The 22,131-nt window shown below is 54.4% G+C and carries 17 protein-coding genes and 1 tRNA gene; 11 read left to right on the top strand and 7 right to left on the bottom strand.

Annotated elements, in window-relative coordinates:
* The first annotated feature begins 259 nt into the window (after positions 1 to 259).
* The 5 genes from Pla22_RS11655 (at position 260) to dgt (ending at position 6,332) form a co-directional block, all read left to right on the top strand.
* Entirely contained in the window at positions 260 to 892 is a 633-nt protein-coding gene (locus Pla22_RS11655; RefSeq protein WP_146514766.1) for a sigma-70 family RNA polymerase sigma factor, read from the top strand.
* A complete protein-coding gene (locus Pla22_RS11650) occupies positions 889 to 3,294 on the top strand; it encodes a serine/threonine protein kinase (protein ID WP_146514765.1) in 2,406 nt (801 codons plus the stop codon). Before Pla22_RS11655 ends, Pla22_RS11650 begins: the two co-directional genes overlap by 4 nt.
* A gap of 69 nt (positions 3,295 to 3,363) precedes the next feature.
* Positions 3,364 to 3,498: a hypothetical protein gene (locus tag Pla22_RS25840; RefSeq protein WP_261343137.1), complete on the top strand. Its 135-nt coding sequence runs from the start codon at positions 3,364 to 3,366 to the stop codon at positions 3,496 to 3,498.
* A gap of 74 nt (positions 3,499 to 3,572) precedes the next feature.
* A complete protein-coding gene (locus Pla22_RS11645) occupies positions 3,573 to 5,036 on the top strand; it encodes a hypothetical protein (RefSeq protein ID WP_146514764.1) in 1,464 nt (487 codons plus the stop codon).
* 117 nt (positions 5,037 to 5,153) lie between these two features.
* On the top strand, positions 5,154 to 6,332 hold the full coding sequence (gene dgt / locus Pla22_RS11640) for a dGTP triphosphohydrolase (protein WP_146514763.1): 1,179 nt from the start codon (positions 5,154 to 5,156) through the stop codon (positions 6,330 to 6,332).
* 9 nt (positions 6,333 to 6,341) lie between these two features.
* On the opposite strand, the gene Pla22_RS11635 is transcribed toward dgt, so the two are convergent.
* From Pla22_RS11635 to Pla22_RS11620, 4 genes are all read right to left on the bottom strand, one after another.
* Positions 6,342 to 7,670 carry a replication-associated recombination protein A gene (locus Pla22_RS11635; protein ID WP_146514762.1) on the bottom strand — a complete coding sequence of 443 codons (1,329 nt, stop codon included), beginning with the start codon at positions 7,668 to 7,670 and terminating at the stop codon, positions 6,342 to 6,344.
* A gap of 326 nt (positions 7,671 to 7,996) precedes the next feature.
* Entirely contained in the window at positions 7,997 to 8,185 is a 189-nt protein-coding gene (locus Pla22_RS11630) for a hypothetical protein (protein WP_146514761.1), read from the bottom strand.
* A gap of 111 nt (positions 8,186 to 8,296) precedes the next feature.
* The gene (locus tag Pla22_RS11625; protein WP_146514760.1) at positions 8,297 to 10,081 is read right to left on the bottom strand and encodes an aspartate kinase; all 1,785 of its coding nucleotides are present in this window, start codon (positions 10,079 to 10,081) and stop codon (positions 8,297 to 8,299) included.
* Positions 10,082 to 10,141: 60 nt separating this feature from the next.
* Positions 10,142 to 11,365, bottom strand: a complete 1,224-nt coding sequence (locus Pla22_RS11620) for a cofactor-independent phosphoglycerate mutase (RefSeq protein ID WP_146514759.1) — start codon at positions 11,363 to 11,365, stop codon at positions 10,142 to 10,144.
* 337 nt (positions 11,366 to 11,702) lie between these two features.
* Between Pla22_RS11620 and Pla22_RS11615 the strand changes: the two genes are divergently transcribed.
* On the top strand, positions 11,703 to 12,776 hold the full coding sequence (locus Pla22_RS11615; protein ID WP_146514758.1) for an acyltransferase family protein: 1,074 nt from the start codon (positions 11,703 to 11,705) through the stop codon (positions 12,774 to 12,776).
* Between the two features lie 283 nt (positions 12,777 to 13,059).
* The gene (locus Pla22_RS11610) at positions 13,060 to 13,968 is read left to right on the top strand and encodes a sulfotransferase family protein (protein WP_146514757.1); all 909 of its coding nucleotides are present in this window, start codon (positions 13,060 to 13,062) and stop codon (positions 13,966 to 13,968) included.
* 93 nt (positions 13,969 to 14,061) lie between these two features.
* Here the strand turns inward: Pla22_RS11610 and Pla22_RS11605 are convergent, their stop codons facing one another.
* A complete protein-coding gene (locus tag Pla22_RS11605) occupies positions 14,062 to 15,444 on the bottom strand; it encodes an FAD-dependent oxidoreductase (protein ID WP_146514756.1) in 1,383 nt (460 codons plus the stop codon).
* 210 nt (positions 15,445 to 15,654) lie between these two features.
* Here Pla22_RS11605 and Pla22_RS11600 point away from each other — a divergent pair, with 210 nt between their 5' ends.
* Genes Pla22_RS11600 through Pla22_RS11590 form a run of 3 tightly spaced genes read left to right on the top strand, consistent with a single transcriptional unit; the run spans position 15,655 to position 18,829 of the window.
* Positions 15,655 to 16,755 (top strand): polysaccharide pyruvyl transferase family protein, encoded by a 1,101-nt coding sequence (locus Pla22_RS11600; RefSeq protein WP_146514755.1) that lies wholly within the window; start codon positions 15,655 to 15,657, stop codon positions 16,753 to 16,755.
* Positions 16,752 to 17,936 carry a glycosyltransferase family 4 protein gene (locus tag Pla22_RS11595; RefSeq protein ID WP_146514754.1) on the top strand — a complete coding sequence of 395 codons (1,185 nt, stop codon included), beginning with the start codon at positions 16,752 to 16,754 and terminating at the stop codon, positions 17,934 to 17,936. Before Pla22_RS11600 ends, Pla22_RS11595 begins: the two co-directional genes overlap by 4 nt.
* The gene (locus Pla22_RS11590) at positions 17,933 to 18,829 is read left to right on the top strand and encodes a polysaccharide deacetylase family protein (protein WP_146514753.1); all 897 of its coding nucleotides are present in this window, start codon (positions 17,933 to 17,935) and stop codon (positions 18,827 to 18,829) included. Before Pla22_RS11595 ends, Pla22_RS11590 begins: the two co-directional genes overlap by 4 nt.
* A gap of 190 nt (positions 18,830 to 19,019) precedes the next feature.
* Here Pla22_RS11590 and Pla22_RS11585 read toward each other — a convergent pair.
* Positions 19,020 to 19,093 (bottom strand) — tRNA-His (locus Pla22_RS11585).
* A 269-nt stretch (positions 19,094 to 19,362) separates the two neighbouring features.
* Here Pla22_RS11585 and nadA point away from each other — a divergent pair.
* Complete coding sequence (nadA, locus tag Pla22_RS11580) at positions 19,363 to 20,559, top strand: quinolinate synthase NadA (protein ID WP_146514752.1); 1,197 nt, start codon at positions 19,363 to 19,365, stop codon at positions 20,557 to 20,559.
* On the opposite strand, the gene Pla22_RS11575 is transcribed toward nadA, so the two are convergent.
* Positions 20,560 to 22,125 carry an SHD1 domain-containing protein gene (locus Pla22_RS11575; RefSeq protein ID WP_146514751.1) on the bottom strand — a complete coding sequence of 522 codons (1,566 nt, stop codon included), beginning with the start codon at positions 22,123 to 22,125 and terminating at the stop codon, positions 20,560 to 20,562.
* Positions 22,126 to 22,131 lie beyond the last annotated feature (6 nt).

Below are 22,131 nucleotides of genomic sequence, written 5' to 3'. Positions count from 1 at the left end.
CATCGCGCAACGGATACCGCAATCTCCGGCTCATCGAGTTGGCATGGAACTCGTTCGCAAGGAATCAGAATGAAGCGAAAGAAATCCTGCGTCCGTCGTCAATATTCGCGAATCCTTTGATTTGAAAACTTTTGACCATTTTCGACGTGACACATTTCTTTTCATTCGGTCCTCGCTAGTTTCGTCAACGAGATCGCTCGCTTCACATCAAGCTTGGCTACAATACTCGTGAACTGTCCTCGTTCTCGTTTTGCCAGCCATGTCTCCTTCTAGCTACGATCATCGTTCCGGGCTATTACAACTCGCTCGTGAGGGCAATGCCTCTGCGATTGAGGATCTGTTTGCCTGTTACCAACACTACCTGCGGTTGCTCGCCCACAGTGGGTTGTCCTCGAAGGTAAAGACTCGCGTCACGGTTTCAGACGTGATTCAAGAAACGTTCCTTCACGCGTTCGAAGCGTTCGAACAATTCCGGGGAGCTTCGACCGGTGAATTTGTCGCTTGGATCCGCTCGATTTTGGTGAGCCGAATTGCGGACGCGCACGAGAAACATTTGCACGCAGCCCGACGTGATGTTCGACGCGAGGTTTCCATCGATACGATCCAGGCCAACCTGAGTCGATCGAGCATGGGCCTTGAAACGATCGCTCGTGATCATTTGCAAAAATCGCCCGGGTCAATCGTTTCGCAGCAAGAACACGCGATCTTGGTCGCCGACGCAATCGGCGAACTGCCGGTCGACTACCAGCAAGTGATCGTGATGCGTCATTTTGATGGCCTATCGTTCGAGGACATTGCCGAGCGAATGGACCGATCAAGCGGAGCGATCAGGATGGTGTGGTTACGCGCAATTCAAAAGATGAAGCAAGTCCTTAAGGAGACGCAGTCGTGAATGACAACGACCTTAACGACAACGACCTTAGTGGCCACAAGCTTAGCGATCACGCCTTTGACGACCGCGTCTTTCGCGACAACGGCTACGTCAAGACTGACCGAAGCGAGACCGATCGTGATGCGTTTGTTTCCACCCTGGGCAATCCGGAACTGGAAGCGGATCCCGACGACAACATGAGTCTGCTCGGATTGCTGGAACAATACCTCGAGGCGTTGGAATCTGACACGACGTTTGATCGCCAGCGATGGATTGATCGCGTTTGCGAGGACCACCCGGAACTTGCCGATGAAATTCGAGATGGCACCAGCCAGATTGATGCCCTGTCCTTCTTGGCGAATGGCGAGACCTCGGTCACCCCTTCGATTGCCGGTTACCAAATCCACCGACGACTCGGCCAAGGTGGTTCCGGTGTGGTGTACGAGGCAACGGAAACATCGCTTGGCCGGCGAGTTGCATTGAAAGTCTTTCCAGCGGCCTTCGATCCAAGCACGAAAGCTCATGCAAGATTCATGATCGAAGCTCAGGCGGCAGCGAGGTTGGACCATCCTCACATCGTCCCGATCTATGCCGTGGGTGGTGACCCGGTGAACGGTTCGCCTTGCTTTTTAAGCATGAAACTAATCGACGGATCATCGCTCGACCAAAGGGCGTGTAGCGTTCACGATGGCATGAACTGGCAACCATCGGTTCGTTGGATTATCTCAGCCGCCGAGGCGATCGCGGATGCTCATTCGTACGGCGTGGTCCACCGTGACTTGAAACCATCGAACTTGCTAGTGGATTCTCAGAATCACTTGTGGGTCACAGACTTCGGGCTTGCAAGAATGATGTCTGACGATGCCGTGTCGCTCACGCAAACCGGCGACCGCGTTGGCACCATGGCTTACATGAGTCCGCAACAAGCGGCGGGAGACCCCGTCGACGCAAGAACCGACGTCTACTCGCTCGGACTAACGCTATTCGAATTGCTGACCGGCAGTCGAGCGATTTCGGGACAAACGGTTGGTGAAGTGCAAGCGATTCGCGACCGCACCGATCGCTTTCACGTCCGAGCACTTGAAGCGTCGATCCCTCGTGACCTTGATACGATTGTCGCCAAGGCAACGGCTCGCGATGCCGACGAGCGATATCAAACAGCGAGTGATTTCGCCGATGATCTACGCCGGTTTGAACAAGGCGAACCGATCCAGGCCGTCCCTCCATCCCTTGCGATCAGAGGAACGAAGTGGATCGTCCGCCATCGGCGCGCCAGTGTCGCCATCGCAGTCGCCTTACTTTTAGTGACAGCCATCTCATGGGCTGTGATGGCGAGTCTTGCCATTGCCAACCAACGGACGCGTGAAGCACTCGCAGGCTCGCAGACTCATTTGCGACACACGGAAGATATCCTTGATCGTTTTGGATTGCTTGCAGCGGAAAAACTCCGCGATGTCGAAGGTGCGGAATCCGTACGCCGCGAATTGCTGAAACAAACGCTGCTGTACTACCAGGATCACGCCAAGCGAATTGAGGGCGATGACAGGTTCACCGAGCAAAACGCGATCACCCATTTCAAAGCGGGCCAAATCATCGATGAGATCGGTGCGGATTCCGATGCGATGCACGCCTACCAAACTGCCGCCCAATTATTTGCTCAACCATCGAGCCTCTCTTTTATCGGCAAACGGACTCAAGCGTTAACCTGGAACAACTTGGCTGTCTTGAAAGCGGAATCTGGGATGATGAATGAAGCCGTCACCTTGTACGAGAAGTCAATTGATGCCCTTCAGCATGGCCTATCTACCCAACCGGCTTCATTTGGCGAACCACGCGACAACGCCCCCGGCGACCTGGACGCGAATGCGGGCAATCGACTACGGACGGACCTGGGGCGAACGTACGGCAACTTTGCGGTTGCGATGATCGAAGCCGGGGAAGAGTCCAAGGCGGTGGAACTGATTGAGGCGGGGCTAATCAGCATCGAGGATTCCGTTGATTCACCGGATGCGATTGCCGTGAAATCAATGTTGCTGAGCCAGTTAGCTTACGTCCAGCGAGAAAGTGCAAGTTCGCTCGAAACCTGCGATCGCTCGATCAAACTCCTGCAACGATTACGATCATCCCAGCAAGGATTGGCTGATGATGAAACCACTCGGATGTTAGCCACTGCGTTTGCTAACCGAGCGGCTTTGCAGCGTGACGCGAACGACTATCGCGAGTCGCTTGCGATGATGCAGACGCTCAGCGAAAGCTTTGATCATGAACGCACCTTCTTGTCCGAAGTGGCGACCCGCCGCAATGATCTAGGGCGTCTGCTGCTGCATCAAAACAACCTTCGTGAAGCGGTTGACGAGTTCAACGAAGCGGAAACATTACTGGTTCAGCTTTGCGAACACGACCCGACTGCTGATCACTACTGAGCCTCGCTCGCTGGCGTGCAGCACAACCTCGGACGCTCGCATGCGATTAGCCAGAACAGAACCCTGGCGATGGATTACTACAACCGTTCGCTTGAATTGCAAAAGCAACTCAAGCTTGATTCGCACCGTTTCCCAATGCCGCTTCGGCTTACGTGCCAAGAACTCTTGCAACAAACGCTTTCCGACGTCAAACGATTGCAATAGAAACAATGCCATTTACAACCATGAAACCATTGCGACCAACGAAGAACGACGCGAGTTCGCGTAAGCGTCCCCTTATGCTTGAACGCTTAGAGGTGCGATTGCCGTTGGCGGGTGATAGCTCCGTTGATCTGTCGAAGTTCATGGAATTCCTTTCGCAGTTGGACCCTCAGGACCAAGCGGCTTTCGGCGATATCTTGGCGAATCTAGAGAACCAGAACGCCGCACCCAAACCAACCGAACCCGTTGCCGTCGATGCCGAAACGGAGGTCGTTCGTTTGCGATTGGATACCCGAGATTCGGTTCCGAAGGTGGGCGAACAGTTCACGGTTGATATCTGGATCAAGGATTTCTCGTCCGAGACCGCAATCCAACTTATTTCCAAAGAAGCGACCGGCCTCTTTCAAGCAAAGTTTGACCTCAGCTTCAATCCCGACGTGGTTGAACCACTGGTCGATCAGATCGTTCTTGACGAGCGGTACGTGGGCAAGGCATCGCTAAGCAGTGACACCGCTGGTCTGCTACAGAACGTTGGCGGGATCATTGGTGCGTTGTCCGGATCAGCCCTCGCCGAATTGGAGTTGAACGAGGATGGCGAGTTCATCCTGGCCAAGGTGCCGTTTCGTGTCATCGGGACTGGAAATGCCGAAATCACTCCCACGCCAATCCAGACCGGTGAATCGTTCTTGATTTTCGGCAGTGACACTCCCATCCCAGACTCGAACGTCACGCTGCCATCATTGAATCTGACCATTGATTCGGGGCCCGAAGATCAGCCGGTGGTCGATTCGCCTGCCGACGACAGCGATAGCCCACCCGTTGTTACGCCGATTGATTTCGTGCAGTACCCGTCCTACGAATCACTGCAGCGGTATCCTGACCAGTCCACCGAATGGATGCTTTCGCGATTGGAATGGCAAAGTAGCAACCAGGACGATATCGACGACCGTATCAACGACGATGATGCGAAGGACTTGGCGGACGCTTTGCCAGCGAAAGAAGACAATCCAGACTCGCTTCCGTTGGACCTTCAGGCTGATCAACAACCGTTGGCGAATAAGGGCGATGACGAAGGAGAAGGCGAAGCCGAGAGTGGTAACGAACGAGTTCGGTTTTGGCGCGAGTATGACCTCGACATGCTCGATGACGAAGCGGCAGTATCGTTGCTAGAACTACATTTCCGAGTTTTCCAATTACGGTTGGCCGAGGAACCATCTCAACCGACTTCCCCAAGAGCCGAAACTGACCATCGTCCTAGCTTGGTGATTGATGCTGGCATGGCTGACATTTCCGTTTGGCTTGCTAACCCAAATTACCGCTCGTGGAAACGCGAACCGCAGCCAAAGATCGTCGACAAAGTGATCACGGATGCCGTGCTGGCTGACGACGAGTGGCAACCGAGTGGAAAGACGGCACGTTTGCAGAGGCTCGAAACCGCCGAGGAAGTCAATCAGGATCCGGTGGTTGGTCAATCCGATCTATTTCGACGTTATGGCGACGTCGATGCGAAGACGGAAATCCCAGAAAGTGAAGCCCTGTAGTCGCAATGCAAGCAGATCCAGGTCGAGAGTCGTCCGCAGACGAAGAAAGCTCCCTGGGGCTTCGGCTGCGCTAATATGATCTGGCGTCTTTGGTAGCATTGACGCTAGACTTCGAGCATGAGCGCGAACCGTTTTACCACTTTTGAAAATCCCGCCATCGACCTGCGTCGCTACGCCGATCGTGAGCACTTGATTCTGGCACCATACGCCATGCATTCAAGGGATAGCGTCGGCCGTCATTTCCAAGAACCCCAGCACGCCTATCGCGGTCCGTTCGCTCGCGATCGAGATCGCATTCTGCATTCCAGTGCGTTTCGGCGTTTGTCGGGAAAGATGCAGGTGTTCACGGGTGAGATGGGGATCTATCACCGCACTCGATTGACTCACACGCTCGAGGTCACCTCCATTGCCCGAACCATCGCGCGGACGTTGCGGCTCAATGAAGACTTGACCGAAGCTTTGGCGTTGATGCACGACATCGGGCATCCGCCTTACGGACACTGCGGCGAAGATGCACTCAGTGAGTGCATGCAACGGGTGGGAGGCTTTTCGCACAATGCTTTCGCCCTTGTCATCGTCGAAGAACTGGAACACCGCTACCGAAAGTTCAACGGACTGAATCTTTCAAAGGAAACACTCGGCGGCCAAGACACCCGGGCGCACAAAGCGGAAGCCGCAGTGGGACGATCACCGCTGTTGGAAGTTCAAATCGTCGACCTCGCGGATTCGATCGCCTACGATGCGCACGACGTTGATGATGCCATCCAAATGGGACTGCTGTCGATCGACGAGCTTTCGGAATTGACCATCATCCGACGATCACTCGACCGGATTCGCGAGACCGAGGGCCATTTGCCGACCACGCAATTGCGTCAATTGTTGGTGCATGACTTGCTCGACCTTCAGGTGAGCGATGTGCTGCAAGAATCAATCGAACGGCTTCGTCCCTGCGATCGCTTTGCCGCAAACGAAATCCGTGACGCCGGCATTCGTCTGGACCATTCCGAAACCATCGCTCGCGAACGACAACAGCTCGAAGCATTCTTGTTCGATGCGGTCTATCGACACGAACGATTAATTCCCGTTCGCGAAGCAGCAGCGGATCGAGTGCAAACTTTGTTTCGAATCTTAAAGCACGAACCGAACCGCTTGCCACTACGGTTCCGCACACGTCTTGATAAGTACCCGCTGGAACTTGTCATTGGCGAATACATCGCTGGCATGACCGATTCGTTCTGTGACGCGCAGCACCGTTACGCCATCCAAAGCGGCGTGGGCCCGATGGCTGATTGGTGAAAAACGCTCTTAAGTCTTAGGATGGCGTTGGTCGAGTCGTTTCTTCAGCTCGGCTTCGAAACCGCGATCAACCGGCCGGTAGTATCGCTCGTCGACGCCGTAGTGCTGCTGGCCGATACCGTCTTCGGCATCGTGAGAATAGTGATAACCTTCGCCATGCCCCAGTGCCGCGGCCCCCTGATAATGGCCATCTCTCAGGTGTTTGGGAACCGGAATGGTTTTCTGCTCGCGGACATCTTTACGGGCCATTGAAATGGCCACCGTTGCCGCGTTGCTCTTAGGTGCCAACGACAAATATGCGACGGCTTGCGAAAGCGTGAGTTGAGCTTCCGGGAGGCCTACGAATTCACATGCTTGCATCGCTGATACAGCAATCGTTAGGGCTTGCGGATCAGCATTGCCAATATCCTCACTGGCTAGAATCACCAATCGTCGGCAAATGAACCGTAGGTCTTCGCCTCCTTCGAGCACCCGTGCGAGCCAGTAGATCGCTGCATCAACGTCGCTGCCACGAATGCTTTTGATCAACGCACTTGCCAAGTCATAATGATCATCGCCGCTGCCATCGAACCCCGTCAATCGACTGCCCAGTGATTCGGCTGCCACGTCTCGGGTGACACCTTCGTCGTGTGATGTAGAACTTCGCACCGCAATTTCGAGTGCGGTTAGCGCTCGACGCGCATCGCCTTCGCATACATCAGCCAAGAAGTCGATGGCTTCGTCGGTGACCTTGACCTTGGTATCGCCCAGCCCTCGTTCTTTGTCGTTAAGCGAACGAAGCAACAATGATTTCACGTCCTCGGGCGTGAGTGATTCAAGCTGAAACAGTTGGCTACGACTGAGCAATGCAGCGTTGACGGCAAAGAATGGATTGCTGGTGGTTGCGCCAATGAGCGAAACGATTCCCGCCTCGACATCGGGCAACAATGCGTCTTGTTGTGATTTGCTGAAGCGATGAATTTCGTCAATGAACAATAGCGGACGTGGATCGCCCGCCGAAACAAGATCACGAGCCCAAGCAAGAACTTCGCGGACATCTTTCACGCCCGAGGATACCGCCGACAGCGTGCGCAGTTTGCCACCAGTTTCAATCGCAATCAAATGCGCTAGCGTTGTCTTCCCCGTGCCTGGCGGACCGGACAACAGGACGCTACCGGTGATGCCGCCGTTGTTCTTCCCCGCGTCGATCATTCGGCGCAACAGCTTTCCGGGACCGAGAATATGTTGTTGGCCAACGTACTCACCGAGGTTGCGCGGTCGCATGCGGGCAGCAAGCGGCGCGGCACGATCGAGGTGGTCGGCTTCAGCAGCAGCGAAAAGAGAAAAGTTGTCGTCCATGAGGATTCCTGAGGCGATACGTTGACTCAGGTATCAGAAACCGAGGCGGATGATCCCTCAATCCCCCCGGCAACCATCTTCGGCGAATTTGACATCGCCATCGCTCCAGACATCCGGTCTGGGTCGGAATCCGCAGTCCATGCGTCAACCTTGCTGCGTTGCAATAGAAGTAATAGGCTCGAATCGAGACCATTTGAGTGCAAAAGCGATTTGCACTAGCCCGGCCGAAAATCACTTCACCAATTCAGCGGCTGGATCGAGATTCCGCCACCAAGAGATAGGCCAATTTTAAAATCGGCCTGCTGAAATCGGCCTGTATTGAATCATCACGACGCCGAATTGCGATTGGCTCGCTGCAGGCACTTGATCAGCCACGGAAGAGGATCCGTTTGCGTGGGCTCGGAACTCGCCGGCTTGGTGGCTGGCGTATCCTCATCAGAAATCACGGGCGAAGGCACTATGGAGTACCCCGAATCTTTGCTGCCCGCCTGAGACGTATGTTCAGTTTCAGTCATTTTGCTACCCCCCGGTATCAAACAGAAGCAAATGTCGAAGTGACAAGTGCCCACTTAAAGACGCGACATCGGGCGGTAAACCCGCACCAAAATGCGGGTATTGGTGGCAAGCTACAAAAGAGAATCTGCAAACGTCTTCTCAAGGCCCTTGAGTGCAAGATCGGCTTTCTTCGCGTCGATCACCGCGTTGACTTGCAATTCGCTCGTGTTGATCATCTCGACGTTGATCGAATCTTGGGCCAAACGGTCAAACAATAGCGTTGCGACGTGAGTGTGACTGCGAAGACCGATGCCGCTGACGGTGATCTTTGCGATTCCGTCGGCTCCGATCACATCTCGCATCCCGTGCCGCGATTGAATCTCGTTCGCAACTTTCAAACTCGCGTCCAAGTCCTTCTCTTTCACCGTGAAGCTAACACTGGTTAACCCGTCTTCGCCATCGTAGCCCTGCACGATCATGTCGACAAAGATCCCCGCGCAACCGATCATTTCGAACATGTCTGCGGCAATACCGGGCTTGTCGGGAACACCGTGCAAGGTAACCCGAGCTTGATCCTGGGTCAGCGAAATGCCTGTCAGTGTCAACGCCTCGAGTGCATCGGCTTGCAAACGATTGACCAGGGTATCCACGTCCGCCTTTCCTCGCTCGGCTTTGATTTGGTGCCAAGACTTCGCATCGGAGGGTCGTTTGTGGAGTTGGAACGCTTCGTGAACCGCTCGCAGTGCCGCGGCCGATTGTTCTTTGGCAACCAAAGCCGAGATTTTAATTTCACTGGTGGTAATCATTTGAATGTTCACGCCCGCATCCGAGAGGGCTCGGAACATTCGTGATGCCACGCCGGTTTGCAAAGCCATGTTAGAACCGACAACGGAAACCTTTGAAACTTGGTCGTCGTGGGTATGCCCGGTCGCACCCACCTTGTCGATCACCGAATCAATGGCCGCGATCGTAGCTTTAAGTTCACCCTTGGGAACGGTGAATGATATGTCGGCGCGCCCGCTTTGACCGATGTTTTGCACCACCATGTCAATCGCAACCTTGCGTTTGGCAATCGCCGAGAAAATTTGCTGGCTCTTGCCCGGTACGTCCGGCACACCAAGCACCGTGACTCGCGCTTCGTCGGCTGTCATGGCCGCGCCGCTGACCGGTTGAGTTATTGATTCGGACTCGGCAACGATCATGGTGCCTTCGGTATCCGAGAAACTGCTGCGGACATGAATCGGCACTCCAAACTTTTTAGCGAACTCGATACTACGTGAATGCATGACTCCCGCACCGAGCGATGCAAGTTCAAGCATCTCGTCGTAGCTGACCACTTCAACGCGACGCGCTTCAGGCAGTTTCCGAGGGTCGGTGGTATAGACACCGTCGACGTCGGTGTAGATTTCGCAGGCGTCAGCACCAAGCACCGCAGCCAATGCCACGGCGGTTGTGTCACTACCGCCACGACCAAGAGTCGTGATATTCAAATCATCGTCGATCCCTTGGAATCCAGCGGCAACGACGATGTTTCCCTCGTCGAGCAATCGTTCAATTCGCTCGGTGCTAATAGATTGAATGCGTGCTTTGCTGAAACTGTTGTCGGTTTTCATGCCGATCTGGCCACCGGTCAAACTGATCGCCTTTGCGCCAAGCGAGTGAATCGCCATCGCAACCAAGGCGACACTAACCTGCTCGCCCGTCGAAAGCAGCATGTCCATTTCGCGTGCCGGCATGTCGTCGCCAATATCGCCCGCAAGTTCAAGCAAAACGTCCGTGTTCTTGCCCATGGCACTGACGACCATGACGACTCGATGGCCTTGATGTTGGGCGCGGATGGCTTTGCGAGCGGCTGCTTTGATCTTTTCAACGTCAGCGACACTGGTGCCACCAAACTTTTGGACGATGAGCGACATGAGAAAAAGGATGAAGTGAGAAGGATGGAAATGGAAGGGTGAATGCAGCGGAGCGGCTGGCTAGGTTTTGACGATGAACGCGTTCATTAGATCCCAGCCCTTTTCGAACTTCTTACCCGCGGAATCGCAAGCGAGTTCGTCGTAGGTGGTTTGTGAGTCGGCTTCGACGCCGGTTCCCGCAATCACCAATGGCACCATTCCGTGAGTGTGTTTTTTGGTACTGCAGAATGTCGGATGATCGGGCGTCACAAGGATGCGGTAGTCGCCGTGCTTCGCTAACGCTTCGACCAACGGGCCAACGATGTGGGTGTCGATTTGCTCGAGCGCTTCGATTTTCGCCTCGTGTCGACCTTCGTGCGATGCTTCGTCGGGTGCTTCGATGTGAACGCACACCACATCGTAGTTTTCCAACGCACTGATGGCGGCGCGTCCCTTCGCGGCATAGTCGGTGTCGAGATAGCCAGTCGCACCTTCGACTTCAATCCGCGGCCAACCAACCAACGCAGCGATACCACGAAGCAAATCGACCGCGGTGATCATTACACCTTTGACACCGTGGTTCTGCTCGAAAGTGGGCAATGCGGGTGCACCGCCAAGTCCCCACAGCCAAACATTCGTCGCGGGACGCTTTCCGTCGGCAATCCGCTTTTGATTGACGCGGTGTCCGGCGAATAATTCGACGGACCGATTCATCAAATCGACAAGCACGTTCGAACCTAAACCGCGAGGGAAGTCGTCGGTGATCGGCAAGTCAGTCAGATCGTGCGGGGCCGAGGAACGCGTTTCGTTGGAAAACGGTGCGGGCGTGTTCTCGTCACCACGATAGATCAGCAAGTTCCGGTAGCTGACCCCGGGAACAAATTCCAACTTTGATTCGATCGGGCAATCTTGCTTGAGCAGACCGTTCAGTGCGTCCAGTAATTCGGTGGACTCTTCGGTGCTGATATGGTCAGCCGTAAAATCGGTCATGACTTGGTTTTCAACGGTAACCAAGTTGCAACGCACAGCCCAGTCATGCGGCCCGAGGGTGATCCCTTGAGCGGCGGCTTCCAGGGGCGCCCGACCGGTGAAATAAATGTCCGGATCGTAGCCCAGCAGGCATAGATTGGCGACTTCGGAACCCGCGGGCAGATGAGCGGGCGTGTTGTTGGCGAGCGCCAGCATGCCCTGGGCGGCCAGCGCGTCCATGGCGGGCAGCTTTGCAGCCTGCAATGGAGTCTTGCCCGCGAGTGCTTCGATGGGCTCGTCGGCACAGCCGTCGGGGATGACGATGACGTATTTCACGGGCATTTTCCGGTGTTCGCCCAGACGAGGTGGTGGCCTATCGTGGTGCCTGGGCTGAATCGTTGAAGGCAGTTTGGGTGGATAATACGGGTGATTCTGAATACCAAGTCGCTCTCACGAAAGGGGGGCGACCCCCTGGAAACCGAGCGACGACGATTGGGCAAACGAAAATTCGTTGTGATCGTCAAAGCGTACGCCCCAATCGAGCGATTTCGGTTCCAACCAGGTGGTAGAACGACCGACCCCACGATTGAGAATTAAAGTGCTATAGACCGCTCGAAAAGACGCCAACGCTGCGTTCCCACCACTCTTTTCTCTATCCGGTCGACCAAACTTTATGAGCAACAGCGCCGTCCTCAAGCCGCACACGCGAATTGTCGAACTTGACGCCTTGCGAGCAATCGCTGCGATCAACTTGGTGCTCTTCCATTTCACCTGGGTCTACGCCGAGAAATTTGGCTACTCGTCGGACCTGGGTTTCAAGTGGCCGTTTGGTGCGTACGGCGTCGAGATGTTTTTCATCCTGTCCGGCTTCGTCAATAGCATGTCGCTTCTGCGTCGCGGAAAACCGGTTGACTTTGTGGCCGCTCGTTTGATTCGGATTATCCCAATTTTCTTGCTCGTCATCATCGCAAACCTGTTCATCTTGAAGCTCGCTCCGATGAACGAACAAGTCTCGCTGGCTCAGTTCGCCGCCAACATGACACTGCTTCCAAAAGTATTCGGCTACGAATGCGTGGATCCGGTGATGTGGACGTTGCAAATTGAAATGATGTTTTACGCTACGCTCGTGATCATGTTCCGCCTCGGTGCGTTACGACGCTACTTCGTTGGATGGGGCAGTTTGCTGATCGCATCGCTAATCGTATGCCCGTCACTTGACGCGCTGGCGGTCAGTCACGGGGAAGCGGGTTGGTTCATTGCGGCCAGCACCATCCGTCGTTTGATGTTGTTGGACTTTGTTCCGTTGTTCGCGATCGGATTCATGCTGTACATGATCAAGACAGGCGTGGGTAAGAAGTGGCAAAACCTATTGGCAATGACAGTCGCCGCCGCGGTGTTCCACAGCATCGATCATGGAAAGCACAATCCGGCGGCCACCGTTGCGATCATCGGGCTTGTGACAGCCTGTGCGTACGGCAGGGTTCCCGTGCTGCGGTTCAAGCCACTGGTTTACGTCAGTACGATTTCCTACGCGCTTTACCTTTGCCACAACAACCTGGGTAGTGCATTGATCTACCGATTTGACCAAGCCGGGATTCCGCCACTGGCCTGCTTCGTCATCGCGGTCGTGTTCTCGTTCTCGTTAGCGATCATCATCACCAACCGAGTCGAACAACCGATGACCAACGCTCTTCGAAAGGCATGGACGCGACTTCGAACTCGCGAAGTCGGCGTAGCGGTAGCCTAGAGAACACGCTGCTGAAGTTGACTAACTGAGTTGGCCATCTGAGTTACAGTGCCGATATCGTCGATGTCGCGATGGCCTAGGTCGCCGATGGTCGACAACGCTTTAATAAGGCGTGTGTAAAACTCGAATAGCGATAAAGCGAATGTGGGAGCGTGCGGTTGCGTGCAATTTGGGGTGGTTGCCAACTGGGGCGATAGATCCTGGCCTCGGGCTCTGCATCACCCAACGCTATGATCGACTAGACTACTAGCTGTATCCCAGCGTCTACCTCCACCGCTTGACCATGCCTGCTCCCAATTTCTTCCTCGTCGGGGCGCCTAAGTGTGGTACGACTGCGATCAGCGTCTATCTTCGCGACCATCCAAACGTTTTCTTTTGCAACCCCAAGGAGCCCTGCTTCTGGAGCGACGATATGCCCGGGATCCGTGAAAGTTACGGAATCAATAGCGTCGATCAATACCTCGAACTGTTCGCCGGCGCGGGTGAACCCTACTTAGCGGTGGGCGAAGGATCGACCAACTATCTCGTGTCAGAAATTGCGTTGAAGAACATTCTTCAGTTCAACGCCGCAGCTCGAATCATTGTGCTGCTCCGCAATCCGGTCGACCTTGTGCATTCGCTTCACACTCACAATTGCTTCAGCGGTTGGGACGACGAGCCCGACTTCGAACGAGCGTGGGCTCGACAAACTGAGCGTGCTCAAGCGAGCAACGTGCCAAAGGCGTGCCTCAACCCGGTCATGCTTCAGTACAAGACCGTGGGCAATCTAGGACAACAAGTCAAGCGTGCCATGAACATCGTTCCCAGCAATCAACTACTTGTTGTCTTGCACGACGACTTTCGTACGTCACCCGGCAATGTTTATCGACGCATCCTTTCGTTCCTGGACCTGCCGGACGACGGTCGCAAGGAATTTCCGTTGGTCAACGAGGCAATGGCGGCTCGTGCAAAGTGGTTGACACGTCTATTGCAAAGTGACCAAGCCAGAACGCTGACCCAGACGCTCAAGCGGACCCTTAAAGGACCATTCTATCAATTCGCCGACCGTGCAAAAAAGCAAATGTCGATGAAGAAGCAGCCCAAGAGTGAACTGGAGCGATCTTTTCGAACCGAATTGATTAATGCTTTTGAAACCGAAGTCGCGTTGCTCGAAGAGTTACTTGACCGAGACTTATCGAACTGGCGATCTTAGTCGCGCGGCCTGTCGCACTCGCCAAGCTGCTGTTAGCCCGCTTATCGTTCAATCGATCGCTAAAGAGCAACAAGCCGTAATGCTGCTTCTGCGTCAGCCCGGCAAACCAAATAACGCCGCGGGGTCCATGTCGCGATCAAACGATGAACGACTTCCCTGGACGATTGCATTGGCTGCCTCTAAACCGCACCACGAGGCGTAGTCCGTACCGGGTTGGCAAATGCAGTACAGGTTCGCGAACTTCCGTGACCTATCAAGCATCTCACGACGGGTTGGGTTCCACCAATCGTTTAGGTCCGTTGCACCATCGACACCCGGCAATCGCCGAACAAGGTGGTCAGAGAACCTAGCTTTATCAACCAGATTGGCACCGGCGACCTCAGCGAGCGCTAGTTCTTTCAAACGTTCATCGCTTTCATCCAACAGCGGATCCTGTCCCAAGCAACAAAACTCCACACACAGGCAGGTCTTTCCCGAGGGAACCATCTTGCGGCTGAAGATGGAATAGTTGGTGACGCGTCCGGCTTTAAGCCTCGGACAGGTGACCTTTAGCCAGCTATGTGGAAACCGTGGTGGTTCGTCGAAAAACAGATAAACACAAATAGTGCTGCGACGTTCGGCAACTGACGGCTTCGCAGTGGGTGCTGGCAGGTCAAGCAGGCGAGCCAAAATCTCGATGGGCAAACTCGACACCACAGTCTTGGGGCGAAGCTGGCACTCATCACCACCTCGCATCACGCGAACTTCCGTGACACGATCACCCTCGGTTCCGATCTTACTGACTGCCGTATCAAACCAAAATTCGGCGCCACGATCAGCAGCTTGCTGATGCAGCGAAGTGCAGACCTGCCCCGACCCGTACGCAGGATGGCGCCAAGGAATCGGAGTGGACTTTGCCGCAAACGCTCGACGCAAAATGTGTCGCCAACTAGTCGTCGCCGTCTTAGTTGTGCTTTCCACTTCGGCCTGTCGTTGATCCCAACGGACACCCCCGATCTTCTGGTCGTATCCTTGGTAGAAAATTTTGGCAAACCGTTCGCCAATGCGCCGATAGACCTGATCCTGGTAAGTGACCGGCGTATTGCGACTGCTTAATCGCCCGCCGATCATCTGCGTCAAACCGCCTAAGAATTCCAGTGGCGACATGCCATAAGTCAGTCCACCGTGCGAACGTTCGGTTTCGTAAATCTTCCCCTGGTACAAGACACCAAGCCGCCGATCGTAGTTGCAAAGGTCGGCGCCTAGCACTTCGCTCCAAAGCTGATCGACGTCCGACAAACGTCCCGGAAGTTCCTTGCGTCCAATGTCGAGAGTGAATTCACCGTGGACAAACGACCGCATCAACCCGCCGGGTTGATCAGACTGTTCCACCGTGAGGGACTTGCAACCGGACTTTGCGAGCTGATACGCCGTCGCTAAACCGCCCGGGCCGGCGCCGATGATGAGTGTTTCGATGTCGATGATGTTCGTTGACATAACTTTCAATCGTAGGAAGTCTCAGATGCACTCTCAAGTCGACGCCGTTTTTCGCAAAGTTATCGTGAAGTCGGTCCTATCCCACGCAAACTCTTGGGTCCGTTGGATTAAGCTGAGCCTAGTCCAAGCAATAAAATCTATCACCCTCCTTATTCAACTCTTCGACGGCCTTCGAGAGCGGGCGAATGGCGTGTGGAAAGCGTGACTGATATGGATGAAGTACCTGCAAAGTCAAATCAGTTTCTTGTCTTCGGCTATTTTGGGGGCTGGAATTCAGGCGATGAAGCGATTCTCGATAGTGTTTGGAGCATGCTTGAACAAGAATATGCCCCCGCGTCCGTGACCGGAATTTGCACGAGAATAAGCGAAACAATCTCACGAGATTACCAGCGTCGTGGGGTTCGGATGGTCAAGGCCGATCGTATCGGATTACTCTTTCGCTTACTGAAAACACACCGTCTTGTTATCGGCGGTGGCCAAATGCTGACGGGCGATCGGTCAAGCAAGGGCATGCTTTTTGTGCTGCTATTGTGTTGGATGGGAAGACTGCGAGGCCAGCGTGCGAGGTTGATTGGAATCGGTACGGAAGGGGTAACCCGTTTTCGCTCTCGTTGGCTGGCACGACGAATCGTTGCCAGTTCGGACTGGATCGGCTGTCGCGATGATTTTTCGCACGCGATGCTGATCGCTGCCGGATGCCAGCCCAAGCGATTGAAATCAACAGCCGACGTCGTCTTTTCGGCGGTCTTAGCTGAGCCGAATCAAGCACTGTCTTGTTCGTCCAAGTCATCGATCGTCATTGGATTGCACCGAAGCCCACTGCGTTCGTTCGCTGATGCATCATTCTATCGAACGTTGATCGCTTTCCTGCGTGATTCGTTTCCGGATCGATCTCTGATCGTGGTATCCAGTGACGTTCGCGAGAACTTTGATGCGGGATTGCTTTGTCAACTTCAAGCTGACATCACTGACACGTCCATCCGTTGGCAAAACTGCGATGCTCCTCGCGAGGTTCTCGCGACGTACGCCAACGCTGCCTGTGTGATCAGTGTTAGGATGCATCCATTGATCTTGGCGTTGATCAACTCGGTACCGGTGGTTGGAATCGCAAAGAGCAACAAAGTAAAGTCGCTTGCAAAGCGAGTGGGCTTTCCGCTGTACGATCCCGAGCTGATGACAACTACCGACTTGAAGCGGCTAATCGACGAAGCGATTGCGCACGGGTCCCCCAGCGTCGATTCATTGTTGCCATCAGCTTGGAAGAATATCGATGGCTTACTCGAGACGCGAAATCGCAGGCGAACGGCATGAGCACCGCTGGGCGTCAAATAGAGACGAGTGATCCGCAAGCGATGAGCCGTTTTGCTTCCTTCGTGGGTGCGTTGCCTGGTCCACGAACGGGAATGACCTATTCGACCGAGCAAATCGTTTCCCGATTGCGTTCGTGTTGTTCACTTCGGGAACATGATCTGGGAACTTCGTTCTGCGATAGCCGGCCATTATGGCGATTGAAAAAAATGCTGGTCAGCTTTCAAGCGACGTTGGTGATTTTGAGCTGGAAGTGTCGAGGAAACGAATCTATCTACATGGTGGTAAATTCTCGCGCGGGCCTGATCTACAATCTGCTGCACGTGGCCGCGGCTCGAGCGCGTGGATTTCGCTGCATCCTGCACCATCACGTCGTCAACTATATCGAGGTCCCCGATCGCAGAATGCGATTACTGTTGCATATCGCCCCTCGAAACACTCAGCACGTCATGGCATGTCAGCGGATGGTTGACGACTTCAACCTTGCCTACCGTTCGACCGTGAATGCGTTGATTGTGCCTCCCATGGTCGTCGATTGCGTTGCCCCATCCGATGTTCCATCCGATGTTCAATCACGCAACGAATTGCCCGACGCGGCTGGGCAACGTCGGGGTTTCATAGTCGGCCATCTCAGCAATCTTTCAATTGACAAAGGACTTCTCGAGATCATCGAAACGTTTGAAATGGTTGCTAAGAACGACGACTCGGTTCGACTTGTCCTTGCCGGTCCCTGTCACGGCGCGTCAGATCGTCGGCTACTCGATCAAGCGATCGCGAATCATGGGGGTCGAATAGAGTATCGTGGTGCCGTTTACGATGATGACAAAGTGAAGTTCTTCCAAGACATCGATGGCTTTCTATTCCCATCGAAAATTGATTCCTGGGGAATCGTGCTGAACGAATCTCTTGCCTATGGAGTGCCAGTGATTTCCGTTGACCGTGCCTGTATCCCCTGCCTTATCGCTGGGGCCGGGTTGATCGTTCCACCCGACGTTCGATTCGCGGATCGCGCCTCGGAACAGATCAGGCAATGGATGTCGGATCCGGTGTCGCATCAAATCGCTTCGGAGGCAGCGATTCGTCGTGGCAAACAATTGGAATCGGCAACCAAAGCTGCCATGCAGTCGTTAGCATTTTCCATCGCGGGAAAAGATGTCCCTGAACCAGGGCATGTCGACTCATGAGTAACAATCCTCACAAAGCCTATGCGACCACTTGGCGAGACACCGTGGTGCGCCGTTTTGGTGCAAGAGCCATGCTTCGCCGAACCATGCGTGACATGACATTGCGTGTCAAAAGTTGGCTCGACACCAAAGACGAGTCCACGTTTCTTCGTTGCCTCGCATGTCACCATGTTTTTGATGATCAACGCACTGAGTTCTTGCGATTGATTCAGATGCTCAAACACCGAGGGCAGTTTATCGACACGGAAACTTGCCTAGCGATGGCCGAAGGAAACAACAAAATTGATGGTCGGTACTTTCACCTATCGTTTGACGATGGGTACAGGAACGTCATACGCAACGCGCTTCCCATTTTGTGCGACGAACAGGTTTCTATGATCATGTTCGCTCCTACCCATTGGATCGGATCGGACTGGGACAACGCCGCTCACTTTTCCCTCGAGATCGCTGAATACCGAGACGTATTAGAAATGGCCACATGGGATGATCTGCGGCAGATGATCACAAACGGTTTCGATGTAGGATCGCATACCAAAACTCACGTGCGTCTGGCCTCGCTTTCAAACGAACCTGAATCGCTTGATGACGAACTGCGGGGATCCAAAGCTGAAATCGAAACGCAGCTCGGGCGACCATGCACTACGATCGCCTATCCGTACGGCAAGCCTGGTGACTATGACTCGACAACATTTCAGCAGACGAAGGTGGCTGGCTATCGGGCCGGTTTTGGCATCCATCGCGGCACGGTAGTTGGTGGCCGCACGCCGATGATGTTGATTCCACGCCATCACTTCGAGGCCGAGTGGCCGGTACCTCATGTCCGTTACTTCGCGAATGGAAACATGGAAGAATACTGGAGAAAGCACGTCGGCGAGCAAGGTCAGCCGGGGTGATGGAGCCCGCATCAAATGGACGGGGCCGAATGCCATTGAGCGGTTGCGAAGAAACGCGGGCTGCAGTGACGAAACGCTGGCTGTAGCGAAAGAATTCGAGCTGCAACGAAAAATCGCTTGCCCAGGCATCAAAACGCAGGCCGTAACATCAAAACGCGTTTTGGCCGGCAAAAGACGGTGCTTTTGAAAGGGTGACTGAGGGGATTTGAACCCCCGACATTCGGAATCACAATCCGACGCTCTAACCAACTGAGCTACAGCCACCGCGTGAGACGTCAATTTATCCATGGCCAGGACCCTGGTCAACGGGCAGAAGCCTGGCCTCACGAACAGCAAGGACAGATTCCGCTCGGATTGGTTCGGGTTTTAACGATTTGGCGATCAGGGCTTGGGTGGCTTGGGCTCGGGTGCAAAGATTCCCTGACTGTGGCTTTGAAATACTGGCTCTGAAATACAGTCCTTGATGACCTTCGATTGGGGGCAAAGGGATTGGAATTTGAGGGCATGGGCCGCTTGCTAAGTGGGATGGTACAATGAGCCTTCTTCACCACGTGACCCAAGGACCCCGTGCATTGGCTACTGATAACCTCGTCGCTTTGACGGCCAACCCCAACGAAGTTCATCCGCTGAAGCCTTACAAGTCTTTAGAAGCAGACGAACTGAACGCTCGCATCACAGCCGTTCGGCAAGAGCTCGGTGATCGTCTAATGATCCTCGGCCACCACTACCAACAGGACCAGGTGATCGAACATGCCGACCTTCGCGGCGATAGCTATCTGCTAAGCGAATCAGCGGCGGCAAGTAAGACGTGCGAAACCATCGTTTTCTGCGGCGTGCACTTCATGGCCGAAACGGCGGATATCTTGGCCAATCGGCCTGACAAGCTTGCCGAACGCAATGGTCGCCGCGTCACGGTGATCTTGCCTGATATGGCTGCGGGTTGCTCGATGGCGGATATGGCTGGCATCAAGCAAGTCGAAGCGGCTTGGGCCGATATGGCAGAAGTGATCGATACCGAGCGAGTGATTCCGGTCACGTACATCAACAGTGCGGCAAGCTTAAAAGCGTTCTGCGGTCGGCATGGAGGCATCGTTTGCACAAGCAGTAACGCGGCGGCGGTGATGGAGTGGGCTTACGAACGTGGCGATCGCGTTTTCTTTTTCCCTGACCAACACCTCGGTCGCAACACAGCATTAACGATGGGAATCACCGAAGAACAAATGCCGGTGTGGGACCCTTACGAAATGGACCTAGGTGGCAACAGCGAACAAGCGTTGCAAGACAGCAAAGTGATTCTGTGGAAAGGTCACTGCAGCGTCCACCAAATGTTCCGCGCTGAACACGTGCATCAGTTCCGAAAACAATATCCGGGCATCAAAATCCTCGTGCACCCGGAATGTCCTCGCGAAGTCAATGACTTGGCTGACGTCTCGGGAAGCACCGGTAAAATTTTGCGAACCGTCGAGCAAAGCCCACCGGGAACGAAGTGGGCAATCGGCACTGAATTGCACTTGGTAAACCGATTGAAGGCTGAACATCCAGAACAGGAAATTCATTTCCTTAGTCCAGTCGTCTGCATGTGCGCCACGATGTACCGCATCGACTTACCGCACTTGTGTTGGACTCTGGAAAACCTTCGCGACGGTGCCATTGTCAACCAAATCCACGTCGACGACGAAACGACGAAGTGGAGCTTGATCGCGTTAGAACGAATGCTAGCCGTGAAGTGATTACCGACGACTGATCGGCTTAGCACCGATTCGCACGTCTCGGTCCACCCACTGTGTCCCGTTCCACATACTTCGTCCCGCGATTCGCCAGCTCGATTCGTCGATATCGACAGATGATGAACGCAGATGTTCAAGCGTAACCTGCGCTGCCGGATGCGGAAGCTTGACAGTCACCAATTGCTCGATCGGCTCACGTCGCAAGATCGCAACGTGCTCACCTAACGACGCGACTTCACACGCTGTGACGTCGTACTTCCAAATCGGAAGTCCCATGGGCAGACTCATCAACACGCCGCTGCTGGTGAGCAAAAGCTCGTGGTTGACCCATACCGTTGGTTCACGCCCGAGGCTTTCTCGAGCCTGGACGTCGTAGTCGAGGGCTGCACCGGGCAGATTCCAAACGCGAATTCTTCGAGAAGTAGAGATCGCAAGAGAGTCGCCATAGGGAGAAAAGCTAACGGCGGGAAGCTTAGGTTCAATCTTGATTTGCCCGAGTCGCTTGCCGGTTGCCGTTTCGTGCAGATCGACTTTTCCGTAGCTGGGAATGGCCAAGTAACGGTGCCCGCCTGATAGCGCCGGTGTCGCCTTCAGATCCACGTTAGCAATTCGATAGATCGGTTCACCTGAAACAAGATTCCAAAGCACGACTGAAGAATCAATCGCCACGATCACATGCTGGGCATCCACGAAGCGCGCCCACCGCACCTTGGGCTGCGTTTGTATGGGGGACGCCCCTGGAACCGCTCGCGCATTGGTGATCCTTAGATTGTCAGCCTGCCATCCTTCGGCCAGCGCTAGCTTTCCGCCATCACCCACTGGACCATGATCAACCAACACTAACGATCGCTGGTTGTCGTGGTCATGGTCAAGAAGAGCGACGTTTCGATCATGCTGCATCGCTACCACACGCCGCCCGTCTTGAAAGTCAAATCGCACCACTTGGTGACGCGCGGTGTCTTTCATGAACCGGACCTGGGTGCTTGCCGAAATGATCACCGAGGTGGTTCGTGTATCCCATTTATCCGTGGTAATGATCGGAATCGGTCGAGAAACTCGATCGTCGGTGAAGTCGAGCTTGTCCATCTCGATGTTGATGTCTTGGCATCCAAACGCAAATCGGGAACGATCTGCTGGCAATGACCTCGGCAGGCCAACATCGCCCGCCATGACCAATGCCGGACCGAGTTCCAGGACGCTGTTTTCGGCCGATTCAAATAATGCTTGGGGAAGTTCCAAAGCCTCGAGCGGTTCGACCTCTGGCTTGGGCGGCGGTGATGATCGCAAACCGTTCTCGGCAGTGATCTTCTCGCTGTAATTGGAGACGTATTTCTGATCGTCGTGACTGAGTTGACCAAGCGGTAGCTTTACCTCTCCACCATCGGCTCGCAACAAAACCACCGAATCATTCTCGACCCGCACCAAAGTCGCAGTGATCGAATGCAGGCCCGAGGCATCGACCCAAACGCGACCAAGTTCTTGCCCCCGAGCAGATACGTCAAAGAAAACGAACACCATCGCACTAGCGACAGCACAACGAAGTTTCGATGGAAAACGTAGTTTCAACATCACAGT

Origin of the sequence: Rubripirellula amarantea (assembly GCF_007859865.1) — a bacterium.
Lineage (GTDB): Bacteria > Planctomycetota > Planctomycetia > Pirellulales > Pirellulaceae > Rubripirellula > Rubripirellula amarantea.
Note: the sequence above shows the minus strand (reverse complement) of the source record. Positions and strands in the feature narration are given on the sequence as shown.